The 21,892-nt window shown below is 69.0% G+C and carries 19 protein-coding genes and 3 tRNA genes; 10 read left to right on the top strand and 12 right to left on the bottom strand.

Annotated elements, in window-relative coordinates; translation table 11 throughout:
- Positions 1 to 54 precede the first annotated feature (54 nt).
- The 3 genes from ACX9GQ_RS04280 (at position 55) to ACX9GQ_RS04270 (ending at position 1,013) form a co-directional block, all read left to right on the top strand.
- Positions 55 to 129: transfer RNA gene (locus ACX9GQ_RS04280), tRNA-Lys, on the top strand.
- 288 nt (positions 130 to 417) lie between these two features.
- Positions 418 to 717 carry a hypothetical protein gene (locus ACX9GQ_RS04275; protein ID WP_459628297.1) on the top strand — a complete coding sequence of 100 codons (300 nt, stop codon included), beginning with the start codon at positions 418 to 420 and terminating at the stop codon, positions 715 to 717.
- 5 nt (positions 718 to 722) lie between these two features.
- Positions 723 to 1,013: a hypothetical protein gene (locus tag ACX9GQ_RS04270; protein ID WP_459628533.1), complete on the top strand. Its 291-nt coding sequence runs from the start codon at positions 723 to 725 to the stop codon at positions 1,011 to 1,013.
- A gap of 58 nt (positions 1,014 to 1,071) precedes the next feature.
- Here ACX9GQ_RS04270 and lysM read toward each other — a convergent pair whose 3' ends face one another.
- From lysM to ACX9GQ_RS04245, 5 genes are all read right to left on the bottom strand, one after another.
- Entirely contained in the window at positions 1,072 to 1,509 is a 438-nt protein-coding gene (lysM, locus tag ACX9GQ_RS04265) for a peptidoglycan-binding protein LysM (protein ID WP_459628296.1), read from the bottom strand.
- Between the two features lie 56 nt (positions 1,510 to 1,565).
- A complete protein-coding gene (locus ACX9GQ_RS04260) occupies positions 1,566 to 3,230 on the bottom strand; it encodes an ABC transporter ATP-binding protein (protein WP_459628295.1) in 1,665 nt (554 codons plus the stop codon).
- Between the two features lies 1 nt (position 3,231).
- Positions 3,232 to 4,368: an ABC transporter permease subunit gene (locus ACX9GQ_RS04255; RefSeq protein WP_459628294.1), complete on the bottom strand. Its 1,137-nt coding sequence runs from the start codon at positions 4,366 to 4,368 to the stop codon at positions 3,232 to 3,234.
- On the bottom strand, positions 4,361 to 5,281 hold the full coding sequence (oppB, locus tag ACX9GQ_RS04250) for an oligopeptide ABC transporter permease OppB (protein WP_459628293.1): 921 nt from the start codon (positions 5,279 to 5,281) through the stop codon (positions 4,361 to 4,363). Before oppB ends, ACX9GQ_RS04255 begins: the two co-directional genes overlap by 8 nt.
- Before the next feature lie 200 nt (positions 5,282 to 5,481).
- On the bottom strand, positions 5,482 to 7,071 hold the full coding sequence (locus ACX9GQ_RS04245) for a peptide ABC transporter substrate-binding protein (RefSeq protein ID WP_459628292.1): 1,590 nt from the start codon (positions 7,069 to 7,071) through the stop codon (positions 5,482 to 5,484).
- A gap of 180 nt (positions 7,072 to 7,251) precedes the next feature.
- On the opposite strand from ACX9GQ_RS04245, the gene ACX9GQ_RS04240 reads away from it, so the two are divergent.
- Positions 7,252 to 7,671 (top strand): DUF4864 domain-containing protein, encoded by a 420-nt coding sequence (locus ACX9GQ_RS04240; RefSeq protein WP_459628291.1) that lies wholly within the window; start codon positions 7,252 to 7,254, stop codon positions 7,669 to 7,671.
- 33 nt (positions 7,672 to 7,704) lie between these two features.
- Here the strand turns inward: ACX9GQ_RS04240 and ACX9GQ_RS04235 are convergent, their stop codons facing one another.
- The 6 genes from ACX9GQ_RS04235 to ACX9GQ_RS04210 all read right to left on the bottom strand — a co-directional run bounded on the left by ACX9GQ_RS04235 (position 7,705) and on the right by ACX9GQ_RS04210 (position 14,024).
- A complete protein-coding gene (locus tag ACX9GQ_RS04235) occupies positions 7,705 to 10,407 on the bottom strand; it encodes a valine--tRNA ligase (RefSeq protein ID WP_459628290.1) in 2,703 nt (900 codons plus the stop codon).
- 121 nt (positions 10,408 to 10,528) lie between these two features.
- Positions 10,529 to 11,092 (bottom strand): PopZ family protein, encoded by a 564-nt coding sequence (locus ACX9GQ_RS04230; RefSeq protein WP_459628289.1) that lies wholly within the window; start codon positions 11,090 to 11,092, stop codon positions 10,529 to 10,531.
- A 136-nt stretch (positions 11,093 to 11,228) separates the two neighbouring features.
- Positions 11,229 to 12,596, bottom strand: a complete 1,368-nt coding sequence (locus ACX9GQ_RS04225) for a TolC family outer membrane protein (protein ID WP_459628288.1) — start codon at positions 12,594 to 12,596, stop codon at positions 11,229 to 11,231.
- 180 nt (positions 12,597 to 12,776) lie between these two features.
- Positions 12,777 to 13,430: a protein-L-isoaspartate O-methyltransferase family protein gene (locus tag ACX9GQ_RS04220; RefSeq protein WP_459628287.1), complete on the bottom strand. Its 654-nt coding sequence runs from the start codon at positions 13,428 to 13,430 to the stop codon at positions 12,777 to 12,779.
- Positions 13,431 to 13,657: 227 nt separating this feature from the next.
- Positions 13,658 to 13,731, bottom strand: a tRNA-Cys gene (locus tag ACX9GQ_RS04215).
- Between the two features lie 217 nt (positions 13,732 to 13,948).
- Positions 13,949 to 14,024, bottom strand: a tRNA-Asn gene (locus ACX9GQ_RS04210).
- A 235-nt stretch (positions 14,025 to 14,259) separates the two neighbouring features.
- Between ACX9GQ_RS04210 and ACX9GQ_RS04205 the strand changes: the two genes are divergently transcribed.
- The 6 genes from ACX9GQ_RS04205 to ACX9GQ_RS04180 all read left to right on the top strand — a co-directional run bounded on the left by ACX9GQ_RS04205 (position 14,260) and on the right by ACX9GQ_RS04180 (position 21,087).
- Positions 14,260 to 14,649 carry an excalibur calcium-binding domain-containing protein gene (locus ACX9GQ_RS04205; RefSeq protein ID WP_459628286.1) on the top strand — a complete coding sequence of 130 codons (390 nt, stop codon included), beginning with the start codon at positions 14,260 to 14,262 and terminating at the stop codon, positions 14,647 to 14,649.
- Between the two features lie 82 nt (positions 14,650 to 14,731).
- Positions 14,732 to 16,219, top strand: coding sequence for a cryptochrome/photolyase family protein (locus tag ACX9GQ_RS04200; RefSeq protein WP_459628285.1), 1,488 nt, complete (start codon positions 14,732 to 14,734; stop codon positions 16,217 to 16,219).
- A gap of 38 nt (positions 16,220 to 16,257) precedes the next feature.
- On the top strand, positions 16,258 to 17,559 hold the full coding sequence (locus ACX9GQ_RS04195; protein WP_459628284.1) for an NAD(P)/FAD-dependent oxidoreductase: 1,302 nt from the start codon (positions 16,258 to 16,260) through the stop codon (positions 17,557 to 17,559).
- The gene (locus ACX9GQ_RS04190) at positions 17,556 to 18,428 is read left to right on the top strand and encodes a DUF1365 domain-containing protein (protein ID WP_459628283.1); all 873 of its coding nucleotides are present in this window, start codon (positions 17,556 to 17,558) and stop codon (positions 18,426 to 18,428) included. Before ACX9GQ_RS04195 ends, ACX9GQ_RS04190 begins: the two co-directional genes overlap by 4 nt.
- Complete coding sequence (locus ACX9GQ_RS04185; RefSeq protein ID WP_459628282.1) at positions 18,425 to 19,720, top strand: class I SAM-dependent methyltransferase; 1,296 nt, start codon at positions 18,425 to 18,427, stop codon at positions 19,718 to 19,720. Before ACX9GQ_RS04190 ends, ACX9GQ_RS04185 begins: the two co-directional genes overlap by 4 nt.
- On the top strand, positions 19,717 to 21,087 hold the full coding sequence (locus ACX9GQ_RS04180) for an MFS transporter (RefSeq protein ID WP_459628281.1): 1,371 nt from the start codon (positions 19,717 to 19,719) through the stop codon (positions 21,085 to 21,087). Before ACX9GQ_RS04185 ends, ACX9GQ_RS04180 begins: the two co-directional genes overlap by 4 nt.
- Here the strand turns inward: ACX9GQ_RS04180 and ACX9GQ_RS04175 are convergent.
- Positions 21,074 to 21,862: an SDR family NAD(P)-dependent oxidoreductase gene (locus ACX9GQ_RS04175; protein ID WP_459628280.1), complete on the bottom strand. Its 789-nt coding sequence runs from the start codon at positions 21,860 to 21,862 to the stop codon at positions 21,074 to 21,076. The two genes, ACX9GQ_RS04180 and ACX9GQ_RS04175, sit on opposite strands and share 14 nt — an antisense overlap.
- Positions 21,863 to 21,892 lie beyond the last annotated feature (30 nt).

Below are 21,892 nucleotides of genomic sequence, written 5' to 3'. Positions count from 1 at the left end.
GCCTTCTATTGACCCCGCGGCCCGTCGCGGCTAGGCAGGCGGCGGCTTCGCGCCGGGCGGGTAGCTCAGTGGTAGAGCAGCTGACTTTTAATCAGCTGGTCGCGGGTTCGATCCCCGCCCCGCTCACCAGTGTCTCGAAGGAGACGGTCGGCCGTTGCTGGAGGGCCGGGCAGCATTCCCCGCGAACTCGCTCGCTGCGCCGGGACGCCCGGCTCCGGGAAGCGGTGCCGAAGAGATCCATCCTTCGCGGGAACCCGTTCCGGTTGCTCTGCCGCAAGGCGGGTCCGTCGCACGTGTTGCATTCACGTCCGGGTGACGCGGGGCTTTCCGGCTTGTCGCGGGCTCAATCGTGACAGTATCAGGAATGGGAGCCGTTCCGGCGGGCGAGGTTCAGCGGAACGCGCGTGAGGACGGGGGATGCCGGTGAAGACGGGACTGCGAGTGGCGGCGGTGGCCGCCGGGTGCCTGTGGGGATCGCAGGCCTTCGCGCAGGCGCAGGCGGACAGCCTGACGATGACCTGTGCGCAGGCGAAGGCGTTGGTGAACCAGCGCGGCAGCCTGATCCTCGGCACCGGTCCCTACGTCTTCGACCGGTATGTCCGCGACGGCAGCTTCTGCAAATTCCCGATGAAGGCCGAGGAGTCCTACGTGAAGACGAAGGACACCAGCTACTGCCTCGCCGGCTACGTGTGCAGCAACAGCAGGACCTACAATTGAAACGGATGCTCGCCCTGGCGACGCTGGTCGCCATCTCCGCCGCAGGCCCCGCGCTTGCGCAGTCGCGTCCCGACAGCCTGACGATGACGTGCGCGCAGGCGCAGGCCCTCGTTCGCCAGCAGGGCGCGGTCGTCCTGGGCACGGGACAGTTCATCTACGACCGATATGTGCGCGACCGCAGCTTCTGCGCCCCCACGCAGCGGGCGCAGACGTCGTTCGTGCAGACGAAGGACAACAAGTACTGCCTCGCCGGCTACCTGTGCCGCGAGGCTACGCCCTTCGACATCTGGCGCTGATCGCCCGACGTGGGCGGAGGCGCGTCGGCGCCTCCTGCCCGTCGGCGACGGGGCGTTGTCAGGACGCCGGGGGCAGGCGAAGCACCCAGCCCGGCTGGATGAGGTCCGGGTTCTTCACCGGCGGCGAGTTCGCCTTGACGATCTCGGTGTACTTCGCACCGTGGCCCTTGCCGTAGTGCTTCTCGGCGATCGCCCAGAGCGTGTCGCCCTTCTTGACCGTGTAGAACTCGGCCGCCGGCGTTTCCTTGGTGACGATCAACCCGGAGGTGTCGACCTCCGCCACGCCGACCGTGTTGCCGGCCGCGAGGATGAGCCGCTCGGCCTCCTCCTGCGACATCGCCGTGCCGCTGAGCACGACCCGGTCGCCGTTCAGCGAGAACGAGACGCCGCTCGTGTCGAGACCCGTCCCCTTCACGGCTCCGGCGATTTCCTCGGCCTTCGCCGAGGTTCCGAACAGCTTCGCACCCGCATCCTTGATGAACTTGAAGAGCCCCACCGCAGCCTCCTCCGCTTGCGCCCCGGATGGTCAGCCTATCCCATACGGAAAATGTCTCAAGCTGAGGCCGATAGCCGCGCCAGCGCGGCCTCGCGGTCGTCGGTGAGGAAGGCCGCCGCGATCAGCGCACGGGTGTAGGCCTCCTGCGGGTCGGCGAAGATCGCGTCGACGCCGCCGCGCTCCACCACCTTCCCGCCCCTCATCACGAGGATCTCGTCGGCCAGCGCCCGCACCACCGCGAGGTCGTGGCTGATGAAGAGGTAGGAAAGCGCATGGCGCTCCTGCAGCCCGCGCAGCAGGTCGACGATCTCCTTCTGCACCGAGCGGTCCAGCGCGGAGGTCGGCTCGTCCAGCACGACGAGCTTCGGCTTCAGGATCATGGCGCGGGCGATGGCGATGCGCTGCCGCTGGCCGCCAGAGAACTCGTGCGGAAACCGGTTGCGGGACGCGGGATCGAGGCTCACCTCCTCCAGCGCCTGCGCCGCCCGCCTGTCGCGCTCGCTTCGGGTGACGCCGGGCTCGTGGACGAGCAGGCCCTCGGTGATGATCTCGCCCACCGTCATGCGCGGCGAGAGCGAGCCGAACGGATCCTGGAACACGAGTTGCAGTTGCTTGCGCAGCGGCCGCATGGCGTCGCGGTCGAGCGGCATCAGGGCGCGATCCTCGTAGGTCACGCTGCCCGAGGCCGGCAGGAGCCGCAGCACGGCGCGCCCCAGCGTCGACTTGCCCGATCCCGACTCCCCGACGATGCCGATGGTGCCGCCGCGCTTGAGGGTGAAGCTGACTCCGTCGACCGCGCGCAACTCCGAGTGCGTTCGCCCAAACCAGCCCTTCCGCAACGAGAAGGTGACGCGGACGTCCTTCGCCTCCACGACGACCGGTGCGTCCGGCGGCGGGGGCGCCTTGCGGCCCGTCGGCTCCGCCGCCAGCAGCATCCGCGTATAGGCCTCGCGCGGCGCGCCGAAGACGTCGGCGGTGGCGCCCGTCTCCACGACAGAGCCGGACTTCATCACCACGACGCGGTCGGCGAAGCGCCGGACGATCCCGAGGTCATGCGTGATGAACACGATCGCCATGCCGAAGCGTGTCTTGAGGTCGGCCAGCAGGTCCAGGATCTGCGCCTGGATGGTCACGTCGAGCGCTGTCGTCGGCTCGTCGGCGATCAGCACCTCCGGCCGGTTGGCGAGCGCCATGGCGATCATCACGCGCTGCCGCTGCCCGCCGGACATCTCGTGGGGGTAGCTGTCGAGCCGCTCCTGCGGCCGCGGGATGCCGACGAGGGTCAGGAGCTCCAGCGCCCGTTCCCGCGCCGCGCGCCGCGACAGGCCCTGGTGCGCCTGAAGCGGCTCGCAGATCTGGTCGCCGATCCGGTAGAGCGGGTCGAGCGACGTCATCGGCTCCTGGAAGATCATGCCGAGGCGCCGCCCACGGAATCGGTTCAGCGCCTTGGGCGACAGGCCGAGGATCTCCTCGCCGTCCACGGTGACCGAGCCGTCGGCGCTGCCGTTGGCCGCCAGCAGGCCCATGACGGCCATCATCGCCTGGCTCTTGCCCGAGCCGCTCTCCCCGACGATGGCGAGCGTCTCCCCCGGCGCCACGTCGAGGTCGATGCCCCGCACCGCGTGCAGCAGGCCGTCCGTGGTGCGGAACCGGACGTGGAGGTCCCGCACGCTGAGAATGGGCGCGGCGGGCACGGCGGAAGGGGCCGGTGACACGCTCATCTCAGCGGTCCTTGGGATCGAGCGCGTCGCGCAGTCCGTCGCCGATGAAATTCAGGCAGAACAGCGTGCCGGTGAGGAAGATGGAGGGAAACACCAGCATCCAGGTGGAGCCCTGGATGTTCTTGGCGCCTTCGGCGATCAGCACGCCCCAACTCGTCATCGGCTCCTGCACGCCGAGCCCGAGGAACGAGAGGAAGCTTTCCAGCAGGATCACCTTGGGCACCAGCAGCGTCATGTAGACGACGACCGGCCCCAGCGTGTTGGGGATGACGTGGCGGCGCAGGATGCCGCCCGTCGAGACGCCCAGCGCCTCGGCCGCCTGCACGTATTCCTGGCGCTTGATGGAGAGCGTCTGGCCCCGGACGATCCGCGCCATGTCCAGCCATTCGACGGCGCCTACGGCGATGAACATCAGCACGAAGTTCCGCCCGAAGAAGACGACGAGCAGGATGACGAAGAAGATGAAGGGCAGCGAGTAGAGGATGTCGACGATGCGCATCATGACGTTGTCGACGCGCCCGCCGAGATAGCCGGCGAGCGCGCCCCAGAGCACGCCGATCAGGATCGCCACCGTCGTCGCCAGGACGCCGATGGCCATCGACACCCGCCCGGCGACGAGCGTGCGCGTGAGCAGGTCGCGCCCGTTGGAGTCGGTGCCGAAGTAGAAGTGCTTGCGGTCGATGGGGACGTCCACCACGAGCCGGCGACCGTCGTCCGCCTTCTCCGCGACCTTCGCCTGGCCGAACAGGTCCGAGCGGTCGAAGTAGACGAGCAGCCGTTCGTCGATGGGGCGGGTCGCCGTCAGCGTCACGCGCATCGTGTCGCCCGTGACCTTCAGATCCTCCGCCTTCGCCCGGATGCGGGAGGCGATGCGGTCGGTGGCCGGCGGCAACTGCTCGGCCGTCGGGAAGGCGGCGAGCTGCGCCGGCACGCGCACGTAATCCTGGTAGACCTGGTCATAGTCGTGCCCCGTGACGTAGGGGCCGAGCAGGCAGGCCAACGCGACGAAGCCGAGGACGACGAGGCTCGCCATCGCCGCCCTGTTGCGTGCGAGGCGCGCCCGCGCGTCCGCCCAGAGCGACCGACCCTTGGCAGGCTTCGCGACGGCTGACGGGGCGGCGGCGACGGCGTCACTCATAGCGCACCCGCGGGTCGATCAGCGCGTAGACGAGGTCGACGAGCAGGTTGAAGACGAGCACGAAGATCGCGATCACGATCACCGTGCCCATGACCAGCGTGTAGTCGCGGTTGAGCGCGCCCTCCACGAAGTAGCGGCCGATGCCCGGGATGCCGAAGATCGTCTCCACCACCACGGACCCGGTGAGCAGCGCGGCCGCCGCCGGGCCGAGATAGGAGACGACCGGCAGCGCCGCCCCGCGCAGCGCGTGGCTGACGATCATCGACAGCGGCAGGCCGTTCGCGCGCAGCGTCCGGATGTGGTTGGAGCGCAGCACCTCGATCATGGCCGCGCGGGTCATGCGGGCGACGACGGCGACCTGCGGCAGGGCGAGCGTCAGGATCGGCAGGACGGTGTTGCGGAAGGCGCCGTCGTTCCAGCCGCCGACCGGCAGCCAAGCGAGCATCAGCCCGAAGACGATCTGCAGGATCGGCGCGACGACGAAGGTCGGCACGGTGATGCCGAAGGTGGCGAGCCCCACCACGACATAGTCGGTCGAGCGGTTCTGGCGGAAGGCCGCGATGACGCCCAGCGTCCCCCCCACGACGACGGCGAGGACCAGCGCCGACAGCCCGAGCCGGATGGAGATCGGCAGTCCGCGAGCGAAGAGCTCGCCGATGGTGAAGTCGCGGAAGTAGAAGGACGGGCCGAGGTCGCCCTGCACCAGAGCCGTGATGTAGAGCCAGTACTGGTACCAGAGGGGCTCGTCGAGCCGGTAGATCTTGCGCAGGTTCTCCATGACCTTCGCCTCGAGCGGCCGCTCGAGATCGAACGGCCCGCCCGGTGCGACGCGGATCAGGAAGAATGAGATCGTGATGATCAGGAAGAGGGTCGGGATCGCCGAGAGCAGGCGGCGGATGACGTAAAGCCCCATCGCCTCACCGCCCCCCGACCGGAGCGCACCCGCGGTGGCAGGCGCCCGCGATGCCCATGGTTCTCAGTGCGGACATGCCCGCCTCGTCGCGCGACGCGGCCGGCCGCGGCGCGGCACCGAGGATGGGGCCGAACGCCCCGCCTCCCGGTGCCCGCCCCGACGCGTCACCGCGCCGGGGTGCCGGTTGCCGGCCGGGACGATCAGTTGGAGATCGTCAGGAAGCGCGACAGGTGGCGGTCGAGCGTGTTGGTCTCGTAGCCGCTCACCTTCGGCGACACGAGGTTCTTCGAGCCGTAGAACATCAGCGGGATGTAGGGCTGGTCACGCAGGAAGATCGCCTCGGCCTGCTGCAGAACCTTGGCGCGCTCGGTGAGGTCCTTGGTGGCCGCCGCCTTCTTCATCAGTGCGTCATACTCGGGGTTGGCGTAGTTCGCGTAGTTCAACCCCTTGTTGTCGCTCTCGCCGAGGAACAGGAAGTTCTGCGGGTCGGAGTAGTCGGCGATCCAGCCAGCGCGGGCTACGTCGAAGTCACCCTTGTCGCGCAGCAGCGCGTAGTGGGTCTTCAGATCCGTGTTGACCAGCTTCACGTCGACGTTGAAGGGCTTCCACTGGTTGGCCATCGCCACCGAGGTGTTCTTGTGGTTCTCGGAGGTGTTGTAGCGGATCTCGAGGTTCAGCTTCTTGCCGCCCGGGCCGTAGCCCGCCTCCTTGAGGAGCTGCTTGGCCTTCTCCTCGCGCTCGATCGGCGAGAGGTCCTTCCACTTGACCGTGGCCGGGGCGCCGTAGTTGCCGATGCCCGGCGGCACGAAGGAGTAGGCCGGGATCATCGTCCCGCCCCAGATCTCCTCGGCGAGGAACTCGCGGTCGATCAGCATCGACAGCGCCTCGCGCACCCGCACGTCGTTCAGCGGCTCCTTCTTCGTGTTGAACACGAAGTAGTAGGTGCCGAGGTAGGGCGCGAGCTTGAACTGGCCCTTCAGGTTGTCGCGGATGAACTTGATCTGGTCCGTCGGGACGTCGTTGTAGGTGTGGATCTCGCCCGCCTGGAAGCGGCGCAGGCCGGCGGCGCGGTCCTCGATGGGGAACACGTTCACCTGGTCGATCTTGACGGTGCCCGCCTCCCGGTAGTTCGGGTTCTTCGTCATCACGATCTTGTCGTTCGGCACGAAGGACTTGAGCGTGAAGGCGCCGTTCGACACCCAGTTCTCCGGCTTGACGAAGTCCTTGCCGTGCTTCTGGACCGAGCCCGGGTGCAGCGGCAGGCCGGTCTGGTGGGCGAGCTGCGCCACGAAGTACGGCGCCGGGTTCTCGAGCGTGATCTCCAGGGTGCGGTCGTCGACGGCCTTGACGCCGAGCTCCTCGACCTTCGCCTGGCCCTTGTTGACCTTCTCGGCGTTCTTCAGCGTGTAGAGGATGTTGGCGTACTTCGCCCCGGTCGCGGGATCGAGCAGGCGGCGGAACGAGAAGACGAAGTCGCCCGCGACCAGCGGGTCGCCATTCGACCACTTCACGCCCGGCCGCAGCTTGAAGGTGTAGACGGTGCCGTCGTCGTTCGCCGCCCAGCTCTCGGCCACGCCCGGCACGATGTTGCCCTTGGCATCGTAGGTGACGAGGCCCTCGTAGAGGTCGTAGAGGATGTCGCTTTCCACGACCGTCGAGGTCTTGTGCGCGTCGAGCGTCTCGGGATCGCCCGGGTTGCCGCGGTTGTAGACCACCTGCGCGGAGGCGCTGGACAGCAGCAGGCCCAGCGCCAGCGCCGCCGTCGTCGATCGGATCGTGAAATGGAACATGGGCGCGTCCTCCTCTGCGGGAATGGGCCGGGGCGTTTCGGTTCTGGTGTGAACGTTGCGACAGAACCGCGGCCCTTGCAACAGAGCGTTGACGTGATTTAGCCGCCCTTCCGCCGCGTTCGCCCCCCTCCCCGGATGGCCGGGAAGCCCTAGCTGAAGACGGGACAAGGAGAAGACGCCATGGCCCGCCGAGACGCGATCCTGTGGACGGCCGCCGCGGCGGCGCTCGCCCTCGTGCAACCGGTTGCAGCGCGGGCGGACGACGCCGTCCGCGCCGTGATCGAGGATCAGTTGAAGGCCTTCCTCGGCGACGACGGGCCTCGGGCCTGGTCGCACGCTTCTCCCGGCATCCAGACGATGTTCCGGACGACAGACAACTTCATGGCCATGGTCCGGCAGGGCTACCAGCCGGTCTACCGGCCGAAGGCGTGGAGCTTCGGTCCGCTGCGGGACACGCCTGCGGGACCCGAGCAGGAGGTGCGGATCACGGACACCGCCGGCGAGGACTGGCTCGCCGTCTACACCATGGAGCGGCAGCCCGACGGATCATGGAAGATCGCCGGCTGCAGGCTGCTCAAGGCCCCGCCGCCGACAACCTGACCTGGCCTCATTGCCTTGGCGTTGGCCTCGGCCTCAGCCGAGCCGCTCCAGCGCCTCGCTGAGCTTGCCCCGCCGGGACACGGCCTCCTCGCGGCGCTCGCGCTGCTCCTCGACGACCTGCTCGGGCGCGCGGGCCAGGAAGTCGGCGTTGCCGAGCTTGGCGTCGATCTTCGCGACGTCGGCGTCGAGCCGCGCGATCTCCTTGACGAGGCGGGCCTTCTCCGCCGCGAGGTCGACGATCCCCGCGAGCGGCAGCGCCGCGACCTCGCCGCGCACCACCATCTGCACCGACTGGGGCGGCGCGGTGTCGGCGAAGGTCACCTCCGAGAGCCGGGCGAGCCGCCGCAGCATGTCGCCCCAGCGCGCGACGCGCTCCCGCGTCCCGGCCGAGGCGCCGACGAGGACCAGCGGGATCTGCGCACCCGCGGGCACGTTCGTCTCGGTGCGGGCCGAACGGATCTCGGTGATGAGGTCGACGAGCCAGCCGATCTCCGCCTCGGCCTCCGGCGCCGCCAGCGACCCTGACGCGGGCCAGGGCGCGAGCGCAAGGATGGTCTCACGCGTCGGCCCCTCGGCGCCCTTGATCGCCCACAACTCCTCGGTGATGTAGGGCATAAACGGGTGCAGAAGCCGGGCGATGCCGTCGAGCACATAGGCGACGCTCGCCCGGGTCTCTGCCTTCGCCGCCTCGTCCTCGCCCGCGAAGACCGGCTTGGCGAGCTCGAGATACCAGTCGCAGAACACGTTCCACACGAAGCGGTACGCGGCGTTCGCGGCATCGTTGAATCGGTAGGCTTCGATGGCGGCCGTCACCTCGCCGACCGCGCGGTCGAATTCGCCGAGCGCCCAGCGGTTGAGCGTCAACCGGGCGCCGGCCGGGTCGAAGCCCGCCACGCGGGTGCACCCGTTCATCTCGGCGAAGCGGGCGGCATTCCAGAGCTTCGTCGCGAAATTGCGGTAGCCCTCGACGCGCTGGCGCGACAGCTTGATGTCGCGGCCCTGCGCCGCCATGGCGGCGAGCGTGAAGCGCAGCGCATCCGCCCCGTACTCGTCGATCAGGTCGAGCGGGTCGATCACGTTCCCCTTCGACTTCGACATCTTGGCCCCCTTCTCGTCGCGGACGAGGGCGTGGATGTAGACGGTGTGGAAGGGAATCTCGTGCCGGAAGTGCAGGCCCATCATCATCATCCGGGCGACCCAGAAGAAGATGATGTCGAAGCCGGTGACGAGGACGCTGGTCGGATAGTAGCGGGCCAGCTCCTTGGTGGGCTCGGGCCAGCCGAGCGTCGAGAACGGCCACAATGCCGAGGAGAACCACGTGTCGAGGACGTCCTCGTCGCGGCGCAGCGCCACGGCCTCGCCGTAATGCGCTGCCGCGGCCGCAAGCGCCTCCGCCTCAGTCTTCTCGACGAAGACCGTGCCGTCGGGCCCGTACCAGGCCGGAATCTGGTGGCCCCACCACAGCTGGCGGGAGACGCACCACGGCTCGATGTTCTCGAGCCACTCGAAGTAGGTCTTCTCCCAGTTCTTCGGCACGAACACCGTCTTGCCGTTTCGCACCGCCTCCAGCGCCGGCTGCGCCAGCGTCTTGGCGTCGACGTACCACTGGTCGGTGAGCCAGGGCTCGATCACCACGCCCGAGCGGTCGCCATGCGGCACGGCATGGGTGTTGGGCTCGATGGCGGAAAGGAGGCCCTTCTCATCCATCAGCGCGACAATGGCCTTGCGCGCGGCGAACCGGTCCTGCCCGTCGAGCGCAAGCACGCGGTCGAGGTCGTCCGACGGCGCCACGCCCTCCAGGAACGCCTCGTTGCCCTTCAGCGTGAGCTGAGCTTCGGCGTCGAAGATGTTGATCAGACGCAGCGAATGGCGCCGGCCGACCTCGAAGTCGTTGAAATCGTGGGCAGGCGTGATCTTGACGGCGCCGGAGCCCTTCTCGGGGTCGGAGTATTCGTCGGCGACGATCGGAATGCGCCGGCCGACCAGCGGCAGGATCGCGAAGCACCCGACGAGATGACGATAGCGCTCGTCCTCCGGATGCACGGCGACCGCGGTGTCGCCCAGCATCGTCTCCGGGCGCGTGGTCGCAACGGTAATGGTTTCGTCTGACCCTTCAATGGGATACCGGAAGTGCCAGAGATTCCCCTTTGTCTCGATCTGCTGCACCTCGAGGTCCGAGATCGCCGTCTGGAACTTGGGGTCCCAGTTCACGAGGCGCTTGTCGCGGTAGATGAGCCCCTGCTTGTGAAGGGTGACGAAGACCTCGAGCACGGCCTGCGAGAGGCCCTCGTCCATGGTGAAGCGCTCGCGCGACCAGTCGCAGGAGGCACCGAGGCGCTTCAGCTGGCGGATGATGGTGCCGCCGCTCTCCTCCTTCCACGACCAGACGCGCTTCAGGAACGCCTCGCGCCCCATCTCGCGCCGGCCGGGCTCCTGGCGCTCCATCAGCTGGCGCTCGACCACCATCTGCGTGGCGATGCCCGCATGGTCGGTGCCCGGCTGCCAGAGCACGTCCTTGCCCCGCATCCGCTCGAAGCGGCACAGAACGTCCTGCAGCGTGTTGTTGAGCGCGTGGCCCATGTGCAGCGAACCGGTGACGTTCGGCGGCGGGATCACGATGCAGTAGGGCTCGGCGCCGGCCCGCTCGGGCCGGCCGGCCCGGAAGGCCTGCTCGCGGTCCCAAAGGGCGGCGATCCTGTCCTCGACGGTCGCCGGGTCGAAGGTCTTGTCCATCATCGGGTGGTTCCTCGCGCCCGCGGCGCGGCATGCAGCGTTGGCCGTGGCGGCTAGAAAGCCGACGACGCCCGGTTCGTCAATGTCGTCGGAAGGCGCCGGGGACCCCGGCCGCCACGCGCCGTCAGCGCGGCCCGCGCGTCACGCGCTCGATCTCGGCCTTCACCAGCCGCTCGACGAGACCCGGAAGGTTCTCGTCCAGCCACGCCTTGAGCATCGGTCGCAGCATGTCCTTCACGAGATCCTCGAGGGTCCGCGCATTCTGCGTGATGATCGTCGAGGTCAAAGCGCCGAAGGCCGCCGACACGGACGCGTTCGTCGCCTCCGACAGCAGGCTGTCCTCCAGCGGCGGAGGCGGAGCGGCGAAACGCGGTGCCGGCTCCTCGAAGACGGGAGCCGGAGCGGGAGCGGGCGCTGGCGGCGGCGCGGGTTCCGGCTTCAGCAGATGCGGCGGAACGACGAGGAGAGGCTCCTCGACCTCGCGGAACTCGATGTCGTCGTCGACCGGCGGAGCGTCCTGCGGCAGCGTGGCGAGGTCGAGAACGTCGGCGTCCTCCACCGGCTCCGGTTCCGGTGCCGCGGGCGCTGTGTCAGCCGGGGCCGTGCCGTTGTCGTCCGCGATGATGCGGCGGATGGAGGCGAGGATCTCCTCCATCGACGGTTCGTTCGCCTTCAGGCTCGCACTCATACGTCCGCCCCGCCGCCAGACACACCGCACCGAATCGGTCGCTTCATGCGCCGCCGATGCCAACAGCGATTATGAAAACGCCGGCCCCGAACGCAAGGACGGGGCCGGCGCTGTCAACGTCGAATGGAAGGACGCGTCAGCGACCGTCAGGCGTCCGCAAGCCGATCCACTTGTCGCGCACCTGCTCGTAGTGAACCTTGGGCTCGTACTCGTCGACCCTGAGCGCCAGCTGGCGGGCCGACAGGCGGCCGATGGCGCCGAGCAAGGCGTAGGAGGCCACGACGCGGTTGCGCTGGGCGGTGACGAGCTGGACGCGGGCGCTGAGCAGTTCCTGCTGGGCGTTGAGGACGTCGAGCGTGGTGCGCTGGCCGACCTTCGCCTCCTCGCGAACGCCGTTTAGCGCCGTCTCGGACGCCTGGATCTGGGCCTGGGACGCCGCGATCTGCTGGATCGTCGATTCGAGCGCGGCCCAGGCGGTGACCACCTGCGACCGGACGGTCTCACGAGCCTGGTCGGCCTCGATGCGGCGCTGCGCCAGCGTTTCCTTGGCCTGCCGGACGCGGGCGTAGGTCTCGCCGCCCTCGTAGATCGGCACCGACACCGTGCCGAGCACCGCTGCCTGATTCTGCTCGACGTTCGACGCCTGGAAGTCCCAGCGCTTCGTCGCAGCGGCGCGCAGGCCGACGGTGGGGTAGAGCTCGCCCTCGATGACCTTCACGTTAAGCTCGGCGGCGTCCACGGTGTGGAGCGCCGACAGGATCGTGGGATGCTCGGCGAGACCGACGACGATGGCCGCGTCGAGCGACCGCGGCAGGATCGTATCCAGCGCCTTGGCAGGCGCCAGCTGCCGAGGCTCCGCGCCGACCACGGCGCGGTACCGGCCAATGCTGGCCTTCAGGTTTCCGGCCGCCGCGCTGGCGTCCGAGTTGGCCTGTGCCAGCCGCGCCTCGGCCTGGGCGACGTCCGTACGGGTCACTTCGCCGACGTTGAAACGGTCGCGGGTCTGCCGCAGCTGCTCTTCGAGGACGTCAATGTTGTTCTTGCGGAGGTTGAGGATGGCGGTGTCGCGCAGCACGTCCATGTAGGCCGTGGCCGCGTCGTTGAGGACCGTCTGCTCCGTGGCGCGCAGCGATTCGCGAGACGCCAGCACCGTGGCGTCAGCCTGCCTCACGCCATTGATGGTGCGGTTGCCGTTCCAGAGGTTCTGGTCGACCTGAACGCCGCCGCCGCGCGGGAAGTACTTATCGTTCGCCCACTGGCTCCGGTACAGGTCCTGCGTGGTGTAGCCCACGTCGGCCGACGCGGTGATGCGCGGCCGGTAGCCGGACATCTGGCGCGGCACGTTCTCGTCGATGGCCCGTGTGCTGGCGCGCGCGGCGTTCAACTGCGGGTTCGCAGCGTAAGCCTTGGCGAGGGCGCCGCTGATGTTCTCCTGCGCCATCGTGGTCCCGGCGCCGCCGATCACGACCACGCCCGAGAGCAGCAGGGACCGCAGGATGTTCAATCTGACCCGGCTCAATGGTTGCCCCACATTTCAAGCGTCTGGCGGCACGATGCCCAGAATTCCTTTCGAATCCGCAACCGTGAGCTGCGGCGATCGTCGACCACAGTAGCGTTTCCGAAGGTCGGGTTGAAAGACCTCACCTGCGGAATTTGGAAAGGTGGCGCAATTAAGTAACACCCCTCAGAACACGAAAGCTGGCTCTCGCGTGAAACCGGGGAGGACTGGAGCCGCTGCTTCCGTCACGGTGCGGTCGCCCACCACCGTACCGGACCGCGTGTACACGACGGCACGGGCGGCGCGGCCGCGCCCCCGCACGCCGACCAGCCGCCCCCCGTCCGCCAGCTGCGACAGGAGGGTCTCCGGTTCGGTCTCGAAGGCGCCTTCCAGGAGCACGACGTCGAAGGGCGCCTTCGACGGCACGCCGGACGGGAGCGGCCCCACGACAACCTCCGCCCCAGAGGCGCCGAGCGACGCGAGGACGGACTTCGCCGCATCCGCCAGGGCTGGATCCGATTCGAGTGCCACGACGGCGCCGGCCACGCCGGCGATCACGGCGGCTCCGTAGCCTGTGCCGCACCCCACAATCAGAACGCGGTCGCCGCTACGGATGCCCGCGGCCTGCGCCAGGCGGGCAAAGACCATCGGGGTCATGAGCTGCCGGTCGCTTTGCGCCAGCATCGCCTGCGGCCGGTCGGTGTAGGCCAGAGCCGAATCGGCGACGAAACGCTCGCGGGGGACCGCGTCCAGCGCCGCGATGAGGTCCGGATCCGTGACGTCGTAGGTCCGGATCTGGCCGTCGACCATCGTGCGGCGGAGCTGGGCGAAATCGGGCATGGCGGAACTCCAGTCAGACGAGCGGCGGACACGGGCAACCGTGCGGCTGTTTTGAACCAAGCGTCTCAAAACGCAAGCACGACGGTAGGCGAAGGATCGGGAGATCGTCACCAGCGGAGGCTGTATCCGCGCAGGCGTCGTGAAGATCGTTCATGCCGGGCAAGCGAGGGCCACTCAAACGGCTCCTGGCTGCGTCATGCCCGGACGCTCGTTCGTCCGGGGGGCGATGGAGGCCTCGGAGGGAATCGAACCCCCGTACAAGGATTTGCAGTCCTCTGCGTAACCACTCCGCCACGAGGCCATCGCGACGTCCCCGGCCGGGCCGGAGCCTGGGCACCTGATAACAGGATGACACAGCGCGCCGCAACCCGTCTTTCGCGGCCGCCGACATCAATCAACTTGCATGCGAGGCGCTTCGAACCAGCTGCTCCGGAACCAACGGGAGCAACGCGCCGCAATCGACCGAAGACAATGCTCGGGCCGGGCACGGAGTGTGGAAGCGCATGTACGAGAAAGGATGGCTCCCCGAGCAGGACTCGAACCTGCGACCATTCGATTAACAGTCGAATGCTCTACCAACTGAGCTATCGGGGACCGTCGGCGAGCGGGGGTCTACACCGATCAGGCCCGCCGGCGCAAGTCCATTCGGACACGCCGCGTGACGGTAGCGGCCCCATGGTAACCGCGGGATGGCGAATGGCCCGCCCGGTCGTCCCGGCGTTCGCCGCAGCGCAAGCGGAAGCCGGATCGGGCGGCACGGCCCAGTCCATGCTTGCAGGCGGCCGAGGTACTGCTAGCGTTCCGCAGTCACGCAGCCATGGAGGCGCGGTTGACCCCGCGGCAGAATCGCCCGCCAGACCCGGGCCCGTCGCCCCTGCGCCCCGGCGCGGACGAGCGCGCCGATGCGCTCAAGGCGCGCTTCGCGACGGTGACCGACGGTTATCTCGCCGCCCGGCCGAAGCCGAAAGGGCGCCGGTGGGGCCAGATCGCCCTGGCCATCACGGCGTTCGTGATCGGCAGCGCCGTCACCCTCACCATTCTCGCCGCGAACGAGCGCGGATGGTCGATGTTCGACATGACCAGGCACATCCTCGTGTTCGACTGCTCCACCGCGCGGCTCCTCGGCGTCGATCGTGCCTTCCGCGGCCAGCCCGGATACAAGCCGTTCCTCGACGACGACGGCGACGGCATCGCTTGCGAGGGCACTGCCGGTCGCTAGCATGGCCTCGCAGGCCGATGATCCGGGCCGGAGGCGGGCGCGTAACCCGCCGGCCCGGTCCTCGAAGAGCAGTGCAGAGCCCATGACCCAGCCCGTGATCGTCTGGTTCCGCGACGACCTCCGTCTCGCGGACAACCCCGCATTGGCCGGGGCGGTCGCCACCGGCTCGCCCGTGCTGTGCGTCTTCATCCACGACGAGACGTCGCCGGGGGTGCGCGCCCTGGGTGGCGCAGCCCGCTGGTGGCTCCATCATTCGCTTGCGGCGCTCGCCGCCTCGCTGCGCTTGCGCGGTTCCGACCTCCTGGTCCTCAACGGCCCGGCGCGCGAGGTGATGGCCTCCCTCGCCTCCGCGACGTCACCTCGGGCGGTCTTCTGGAACCGGCGCTACACGGCGGCCGGGATCGCCGTCGACACGCAGGTCAAGGCGGACCTGCGGGGTGCCGGGATCCAGGCCGAAAGCTTCAACGCGGCGCTGCTCTATGAGCCATGGCAGGTGAAGAGCAAGACGGGGGAGCCCCTGAAGGTGTTCTCGCCGTTCTGGCGCGCCGCGCTCGCCTCCGGCGATCCGCCCGCACCCTCCCCTGCCCCCCAGAGCTGGACCCCGGCCGAACATCCGACCTCCCTCCCCGCGCGGGTGACGCTGGATGACCTCAAGCTGCGGCCGACAGGGCCCGACTGGGCGGGCGGCATGCGCGAGGCGTGGGTGCCGGGCGAGGCAGGGGCGGCCGAGCGCCTCTCCACCTTCATCGAGGACGAGTTTGCCGGCTACGCCGCCCAGCGCGACAGGCCCGACCGGGCCTCGACGTCGCAGCTCTCTCCCTTCCTGCGCTTCGGGGAGATCGGCGCGCGGCAGGTTTGGCACGCCGCAAGCGCGGCCGTGATGTCCGGCCGGACCCGGGCGAGCGGCACCGACCTGCAGAAGTTCCTCGCGGAGCTGGGGTGGCGGGAATTCTCCTACCACCTTCTCTACCAGCGCCCCGACATGGACAGGGTCAACATCCAGGCCAAGTTCGATGCCTTCCCGTGGCGGTCGGACGAGGCGGCGCTCCGGGCATGGCAGCGCGGGCGAACCGGCTACCCGATCGTGGACGCGGGCATGCGCCAGCTGTGGCAGACGGGCTGGATGCACAACCGCGTCCGCATGATCGCGGCGTCGTTCCTCATCAAGCACCTGCTCGTCGACTGGCGTCTCGGCGAGGACTGGTTCTGGGACACGCTGGTGGACGCGGATCCGGCCAACAACGCGGCGAGCTGGCAGTGGGTCGCCGGCTCCGGCGCCGACGCGGCTCCCTATTTCCGCATCTTCAACCCGATCCTGCAGGGCGAGAAGTTCGACCCGGACGGCTCCTACGTGCGCCAGTTCGTTCCGGAACTGGCCGGATTGCCTCCCGACGTCATCCACCAGCCGTGGACCGCCTCGCCGGCGCGCCTCGCCGCGGCGGGCGTCCGGCTGGGCGAGACCTACCCGCGCCCGATCGTGGATCACGATGCCGCACGCCAGCGCGCTCTCGACGCCCTCGCCGCCGTGAAACCAAACGACAGCGAGCCCCGTATAGTCCAAGTTGGTTGACACCCGAGTCGGGTTCGTCCGTTTCGTCGCAGGGGTCCATGCGCATAGCCATCATCGGAACCGGCATCGCCGGCAACGCCGCCGCCTACGCCCTTTCCACCTCGACGACACACGACCTCACCGTCTACGAGCGTGACTCCCGGCTCGGCGGGCACTCGGCCACGGTCGACGTGGTCGCGGACGGGACTCCGCTCGCGGTCGACACGGGGTTCATCGTCTACAACGAGATGAACTACCCCAACCTGACGGCACTCTTCGCCCACCTCGGCGTCGAGACGCAGGCGTCGACCATGAGCTTCGCGGTGTCCGCCCGCGGCGGTCGCTTCGAGTGGTGCGGAAGGACCGAGAAGGTCGTCGACGGGCTGTTCGCCCAGCGCCGCAACCTGCTCTCGCCCGGCTACCTCTCGATGCTTCTCGAGATCCTGCGGTTCAACCGTCTCGCGGTGGCCGACCGCAAGGCCGGCCAGCTCGTGGAAATGCCGCTCGGCGACTACCTCGCCTGGCGCGGTTTCTCGCGTCGCTTCCGCGACGACTACCTGATCCCGATGGGTGCGGCGATCTGGTCGATGTCGCCCGCCTCGATGCTGGCCTTCCCCGCCGAGAGCTTCGTCGCCTTCTTCGAGAACCATCATCTGCTGCAATGGGCGCGGCCCGTGTGGCGCACGGTCACCGGCGGCAGCCGCGTCTATGTCGAGGCGATGTCGCGTCCCTATCGCGACAAGGTGCGCCTCGGCTGCGGCGTGACCCGCGTGCGCCGGCAGCCCCTCGCCGTCGAGGTGACGGACGAGACGGGACGGACCGAGACCTACGACCACGTGATCTTCGCCACGCACTCGGACCAGGCGCTCGCGGCCCTGGCGGATCCCTCGGACCTCGAGCGCGAGGTCCTGGGCAGCATCGGCTACCGCCCCAACGCGGTCTACCTCCACCGCGACGAGCGGCTGATGCCGCGCCGCAAGCGCGCGTGGGCCGCATGGAACGTGATCCAGGGCGACGACCCGGACGCCGACCTGTGCGTGACGTACTGGATGAACGCCCTGCAGGCGCTCGATCCCTCCCGCCCGCTCTTCGTCACCCTCAACCCGCCGGAGCCACCGGCGCGGGAGCTCACCTACGGCGTCTTCAGCTACGACCATCCGCAGTACGATGCCGGCGCCATCGCGGCACAGCGTCGGCTGCCCCTGCTGCAGGGCCAGCGCGGCACGTGGTTCGCCGGCGCCTGGGCGGGTTTCGGCTTCCATGAGGACGGACTGTCCGCCGGTCTCGCCGTGGCCGAGGCCCTCGGCGCCAGCGTACCGTGGCGGGCGGGCGCCCCCGCCTTTGCCGAGGCGGCCGAATGACGGGACCCCGCGTCCCGCTGTTCCCGCCTCCCGAGGAGGCGATCAGCCTCGTCGTCGGGAAGGTCATGCACGCCCGGTTGAAGCCGGTCGCGCATCGATTCAACTACGACGTGTTCTCCCTGCTGGTCGATCTCGACCGTCTCGCGGAGGCGGATCGCCGCTCGGCGCTGTTCCGCGTGAACCGGGGCGGACTGCTCAGCTTCCACGAGCGTGACCACGGCCCGCGGGACGGAAGCAGCCTGCGCCGCTACGTGGAGCGGGTCCTCGAGCCCGCAGGGATCGACCTCGCGGGCGGACGCGTTCTCCTGCAGTGCTATCCGCGGCTGATGGGGTACGTGTTCAATCCGCTGTCCGTCTATTTTGCCTACCGGGCCGGGGGCGACCTTGCCGCGGTCGTCTACGAGGTTCGCAACACCTTCGGCCAGCACCACACCTACGTGGCGCCGGTCCTGCCGGGCGAACTGTCTCCTGCCGGCGTGCGGCAGGAGCGGGACAAGCTGTTCTACGTGTCCCCCTTCAACGGGCTGACGATGCGGTATGCGTTCCGCGTGCGGCCGCCGACCGACACGCTCGCCATCCGGATCCTCGAGACGGACCCCGAGGGTCCGCTGCTCTCAGCCACTTTCTCGGGCAAGGTCAAGCCCTTGACGACCCCGGCGCTTGTGTCAGCATTGGTGAATGTTCCGTTGCTGACGATGAAAGTGATGGCCGGGATCCACTGGGAAGCGCTCAGGCTGTGGATCAAGGGCATGCGGCTCGTCGACAGGCCACCGCCGCCGCCCCTGCTGAGTTACGGCACCGAGCCGGCCCTTCGCGACCGTCCGACGACCGACGGAGCCATCACGCCGGGGGCACGGGCCCTGACATGACCACGACGCTGACTGTCGAGACCCAGGAGTATCGAAGCGTGCATTCCGGATCGATCGCATCCCCCGGCGACACGGTCGACGTCACCAAGGACAACCTCGCCCAGTGCATCGCGGGACTCCCCTTCGCGGCGCGGCAGGCGTTCACGCTGGCCACCCGCATCGCGGTGGGCACCCTGGTCGTCCAGTTGCCAGACGGCCGGGTTTTCCGGTTCCGCGGCTCCCGGCCCGGGCCGGAGGCGGAAATGATCGTGCGCGACCTGGCCTTCGCCCGCCACCTGATCGACGGCGGCGACATCGGGATCGGTGAGGCCTACCTGCGCGGCGAGTGGGAAACGCCTGACCTGACGCGCTTCCTGCACCTGTTCTGCGCCAACCACGACATCATCGCGACGATGCTGGAGGGCCGGCCGCTCGTGCGGCTGTGGCAGAACTTCCGCCACTGGCTCAACCGCAACACGAAGTCCGGTTCGCGTCGCAACATCCACGCGCACTACGACCTCGGCAACCGCTTCTACGAGGCGTGGCTGGACCGCACGATGACCTACTCCGCGGCTCTGTTCGCGGAGGGCGACAACGACCTGTCGAGCGCCCAGCGTCGCAAGTACGCGGCCCTCGCCGAGAAGACGGCCATCGGTCCCGACCACCACGTGCTGGAGATCGGCTGCGGCTGGGGCGGCTTCGCCGAGTATGTCGCCAAGGAAATCGGCTGCCGCGTCACCGGCCTCACCATCTCGCAGGAGCAGTACGAGTACGCCAAGCGGCGCATGTTCGAGCAGGGGCTCGCCGACCGCGTCGAGATTCGCTTCCAGGACTACCGGGACGAGACCGGCACCTACGACCGGATCGCCTCGATCGAGATGTTCGAGGCCGTCGGCGAGCAGTACTGGCCGGTCTATTTCCGGCAGTTGTCGGAGCGCCTGCGCGGCGGCGGCATCGCGGGCCTCCAGGTGATCACGATCCAGGACCGGTTCTTCGAGGGCTATCGCGCCGAGATGGACTTCATCCGGCGTTACATCTTCCCCGGCGGCATGCTGCCGAGCCCCTCGATCATGCAGTCGCTGGGCGAGAAGGTGGGGCTGGCGCTGCGGCACGAGCACATCTTCGGCCTCGACTACGCCGTGACACTGGAGCAGTGGCGCGAGCGGTTCCGCGCCGCATGGCCCAACCTCACCGGCCTCGGGTTCGACGAGCGCTTCCGCAGGATGTGGGAGTACTATCTCGCCTACTGCGAGGCGGGCTTCCGCTCCGGCAACATCGACGTCCGGCAGATCGTCTACGCGAAGCCGGCGTGAGCTCCCCGCCGTCGTCCCCACCGGCGCCGGTCGGCGAGCCGCGCGCGCGGACACTGCTGGCCTATGGCCTGCCGGCGTTGCCGCTCGCGATCCTCAGCCTGCCATTCTACGTGCTGGTTCCCGCCTTCTACACGCAGGCGCTCGCCCTCCCGATCGCTGCGGTGGGGCAGGTGCTTCTCGCGGTCCGCCTCGTCGACGCGGCGAGCGACCCGGTCGTCGGCGTGCTGGCGGATCGCTGGCGCCCGGCCTTCGGACGTCGGCGCCTCTGGTTCGCCCTGTCGATCCCGTTCCTCATGATCGGCGCGTGGCAGGTGTTCGTGCCGCCGCAGGGCGCAGGTCTGGGCTGGCTCGCGCTGTGGGGCTGCGTGCTGTCCGTGGCGTGGTCGGCGGCGCAGGTGCCCTACGCGGCATGGGGCGCGGAACTCTCCCGGTCCTATGAGGGCCGCAACAGGGTGACGGCCTATCGCGAGGCCTTCACCGTGGTTGGGACCCTTCTGGCACTGGCCACCCCTGCCCTTCTGCCCGCCCTGGGCGTGCCGGGGGAGCGGGCGGTGCTCCAGACCTTCGCCGTGGCGGTCGCCGTCGGCCTGCCGCTCGCGGGCCTGCTCGCACTCGTGGCGGTGGCCGAGCCGCTCGATCGATCGACCCAGCGCCTTCCTCCGCTCGAGGGCGTGCGCCACCTCCTGGCCAACGCGCCGTTCCGGCGCCTGATCACGGCGTTCTTCATCAACGGCCTCGCCAACGGCCTGCCGGCGACGCTGTTCCTGTTCTTCGTCCAGTACCGGCTCGGGCGTCCGGATGCCGTCGGCCCGCTGCTGGTCCTCTACTTCGTCTGCGGCGTGGCGGGCGTCCCTCTCTGGCTCCTGCTGGCCCGGCGCCTCTCCAAGCACCGGGCCTGGGCGATCGGCATGCTGACCGCCTGCGCCGCGTTCGCCTTCGCGCCGCTGCTCGGGGAAGGACAGGTCTGGGCCTTCGCGCTCATCTGCGTCGTGACCGGCTTCACGCTGGGCGCCGACGTCGTGCTGCCGGCCTCCATCCAGGCCGACGTGATCGACGTCGACACGGCCGCCACCGGCGAGGAGCGCTCGGCGCTCTACCTGTCGCTCTGGGCCCTGGCGACAAAGCTCGCTCTCGCGGGAGCCGTCGGCCTCGCGTTTCCCGTTCTCGGAGCGGCCGGATTCGATCCGGCCGCCAACCGTGTCGAGGCGTCGGGCCTGATGATGCTCGGCCTGCTCTACGCGGCCGTGCCGGTCGTGCTGAAGCTTGGAGCAGTGTGGGCGATGTGGCGGTTTCCGCTCGATGCCGGCGTGCACGACCGGCTGCAGGCGACCATCGAGGCGAGGCGCTCCGGAGTCAGCGCCGGTTGAAGCCCGTGAAGCGGGCCACGACGGGGAAGTAGAGCGCGTAGGGCAGCAGGTTCACCACCTTCAGCAGCCATGCCATCCGGCGGGGAAAGGCAATCTCGAACCCGCCGCGCTCGAAACCGTCGCAGATCCTGCGAGCCGCATCGTCGACGGGAATGAGGAACGGCATCGGGAAGGTGTTCTTGTCGGTCAGCGGCGTGCCGACGAACCCCGGGTTGACGATCTGCATCGTGACGCCGGCGAGGCCCATCGTGAAGCGCAGGCTCTCGGTCATGTTGATCAGCGCGGCTTTGGTGGCGCCGTAGGCCGCAGAGGTCGGCAGGCCGCCATAACCCGCCACCGACGCATTGATGCCGACCTGCCCGCGCCCGCGGGCCGTCATCCGCGCCAGCACGGGCTGCAGGCAGTTGGCAACGCCGCCGACGTTGATGTCGAACGTCCGGTTGACCATCTCGGCATCGAAAACCGCCCGCTTGTCCTGGAAGAAGGTCCCCGCGTTGAGGAAGGCCAGGGCGATGGGCCCGTGCTGCTGCTCGATGGCCTCGACCGCTGCCTCGATGGCGGCCGGATCGGTGACGTCGCCCGGAACGGGAAGAATGTGCCCGCGCCCGTCGGCTTCCCTCGCCAGCGCCTCCAGCTCCGGCAAGCGCCGTGCCGTCGCGGCGACGACATACCCGCGGCGGGCCAGTTCAAGCGAAACGGCACGCCCTATCCCGGAGCTGGCGCCGGTCACCCACGCCACGCCATCGGTGGGACGTGCTCGATACTCGGCGGTCATGTCGATGAGCTCATCAACGCGCCTAAGGTG

Source organism: Alsobacter sp. R-9 (assembly GCF_054612375.1).
This window is presented reverse-complemented; position numbering and strand designations above follow the sequence as displayed.

What these genes read in the sequence shown, in the direction of transcription:
- ACX9GQ_RS04275 (WP_459628297.1), top strand. Translation starts at nt 418, where the DNA reads ATGCCGGTGAAGACGGGACTGCGAGTGGCGGCGGTGGCCGCCGGGTGC.
- ACX9GQ_RS04270 (WP_459628533.1), top strand. Translation starts at nt 723, where the DNA reads ATGCTCGCCCTGGCGACGCTGGTCGCCATCTCCGCCGCAGGCCCCGCG.
- ACX9GQ_RS04260 (WP_459628295.1), bottom strand. Translation starts at nt 3,230, where the DNA reads ATGAGCGTGTCACCGGCCCCTTCCGCCGTGCCCGCCGCGCCCATTCTC.
- ACX9GQ_RS04255 (WP_459628294.1), bottom strand. Translation starts at nt 4,368, where the DNA reads ATGAGTGACGCCGTCGCCGCCGCCCCGTCAGCCGTCGCGAAGCCTGCC.
- oppB (WP_459628293.1), bottom strand. Translation starts at nt 5,281, where the DNA reads ATGGGGCTTTACGTCATCCGCCGCCTGCTCTCGGCGATCCCGACCCTC.
- ACX9GQ_RS04245 (WP_459628292.1), bottom strand. Translation starts at nt 7,071, where the DNA reads ATGTTCCATTTCACGATCCGATCGACGACGGCGGCGCTGGCGCTGGGC.
- ACX9GQ_RS04240 (WP_459628291.1), top strand. Translation starts at nt 7,252, where the DNA reads ATGGCCCGCCGAGACGCGATCCTGTGGACGGCCGCCGCGGCGGCGCTC.
- ACX9GQ_RS04235 (WP_459628290.1), bottom strand. Translation starts at nt 10,407, where the DNA reads ATGATGGACAAGACCTTCGACCCGGCGACCGTCGAGGACAGGATCGCC.
- ACX9GQ_RS04230 (WP_459628289.1), bottom strand. Translation starts at nt 11,092, where the DNA reads ATGAGTGCGAGCCTGAAGGCGAACGAACCGTCGATGGAGGAGATCCTC.
- ACX9GQ_RS04220 (WP_459628287.1), bottom strand. Translation starts at nt 13,430, where the DNA reads ATGCCCGATTTCGCCCAGCTCCGCCGCACGATGGTCGACGGCCAGATC.
- ACX9GQ_RS04200 (WP_459628285.1), top strand. Translation starts at nt 14,732, where the DNA reads ATGACCCAGCCCGTGATCGTCTGGTTCCGCGACGACCTCCGTCTCGCG.
- ACX9GQ_RS04195 (WP_459628284.1), top strand. Translation starts at nt 16,258, where the DNA reads ATGCGCATAGCCATCATCGGAACCGGCATCGCCGGCAACGCCGCCGCC.
- ACX9GQ_RS04190 (WP_459628283.1), top strand. Translation starts at nt 17,556, where the DNA reads ATGACGGGACCCCGCGTCCCGCTGTTCCCGCCTCCCGAGGAGGCGATC.
- ACX9GQ_RS04185 (WP_459628282.1), top strand. Translation starts at nt 18,425, where the DNA reads ATGACCACGACGCTGACTGTCGAGACCCAGGAGTATCGAAGCGTGCAT.
- ACX9GQ_RS04175 (WP_459628280.1), bottom strand. Translation starts at nt 21,862, where the DNA reads ATGACCGCCGAGTATCGAGCACGTCCCACCGATGGCGTGGCGTGGGTG.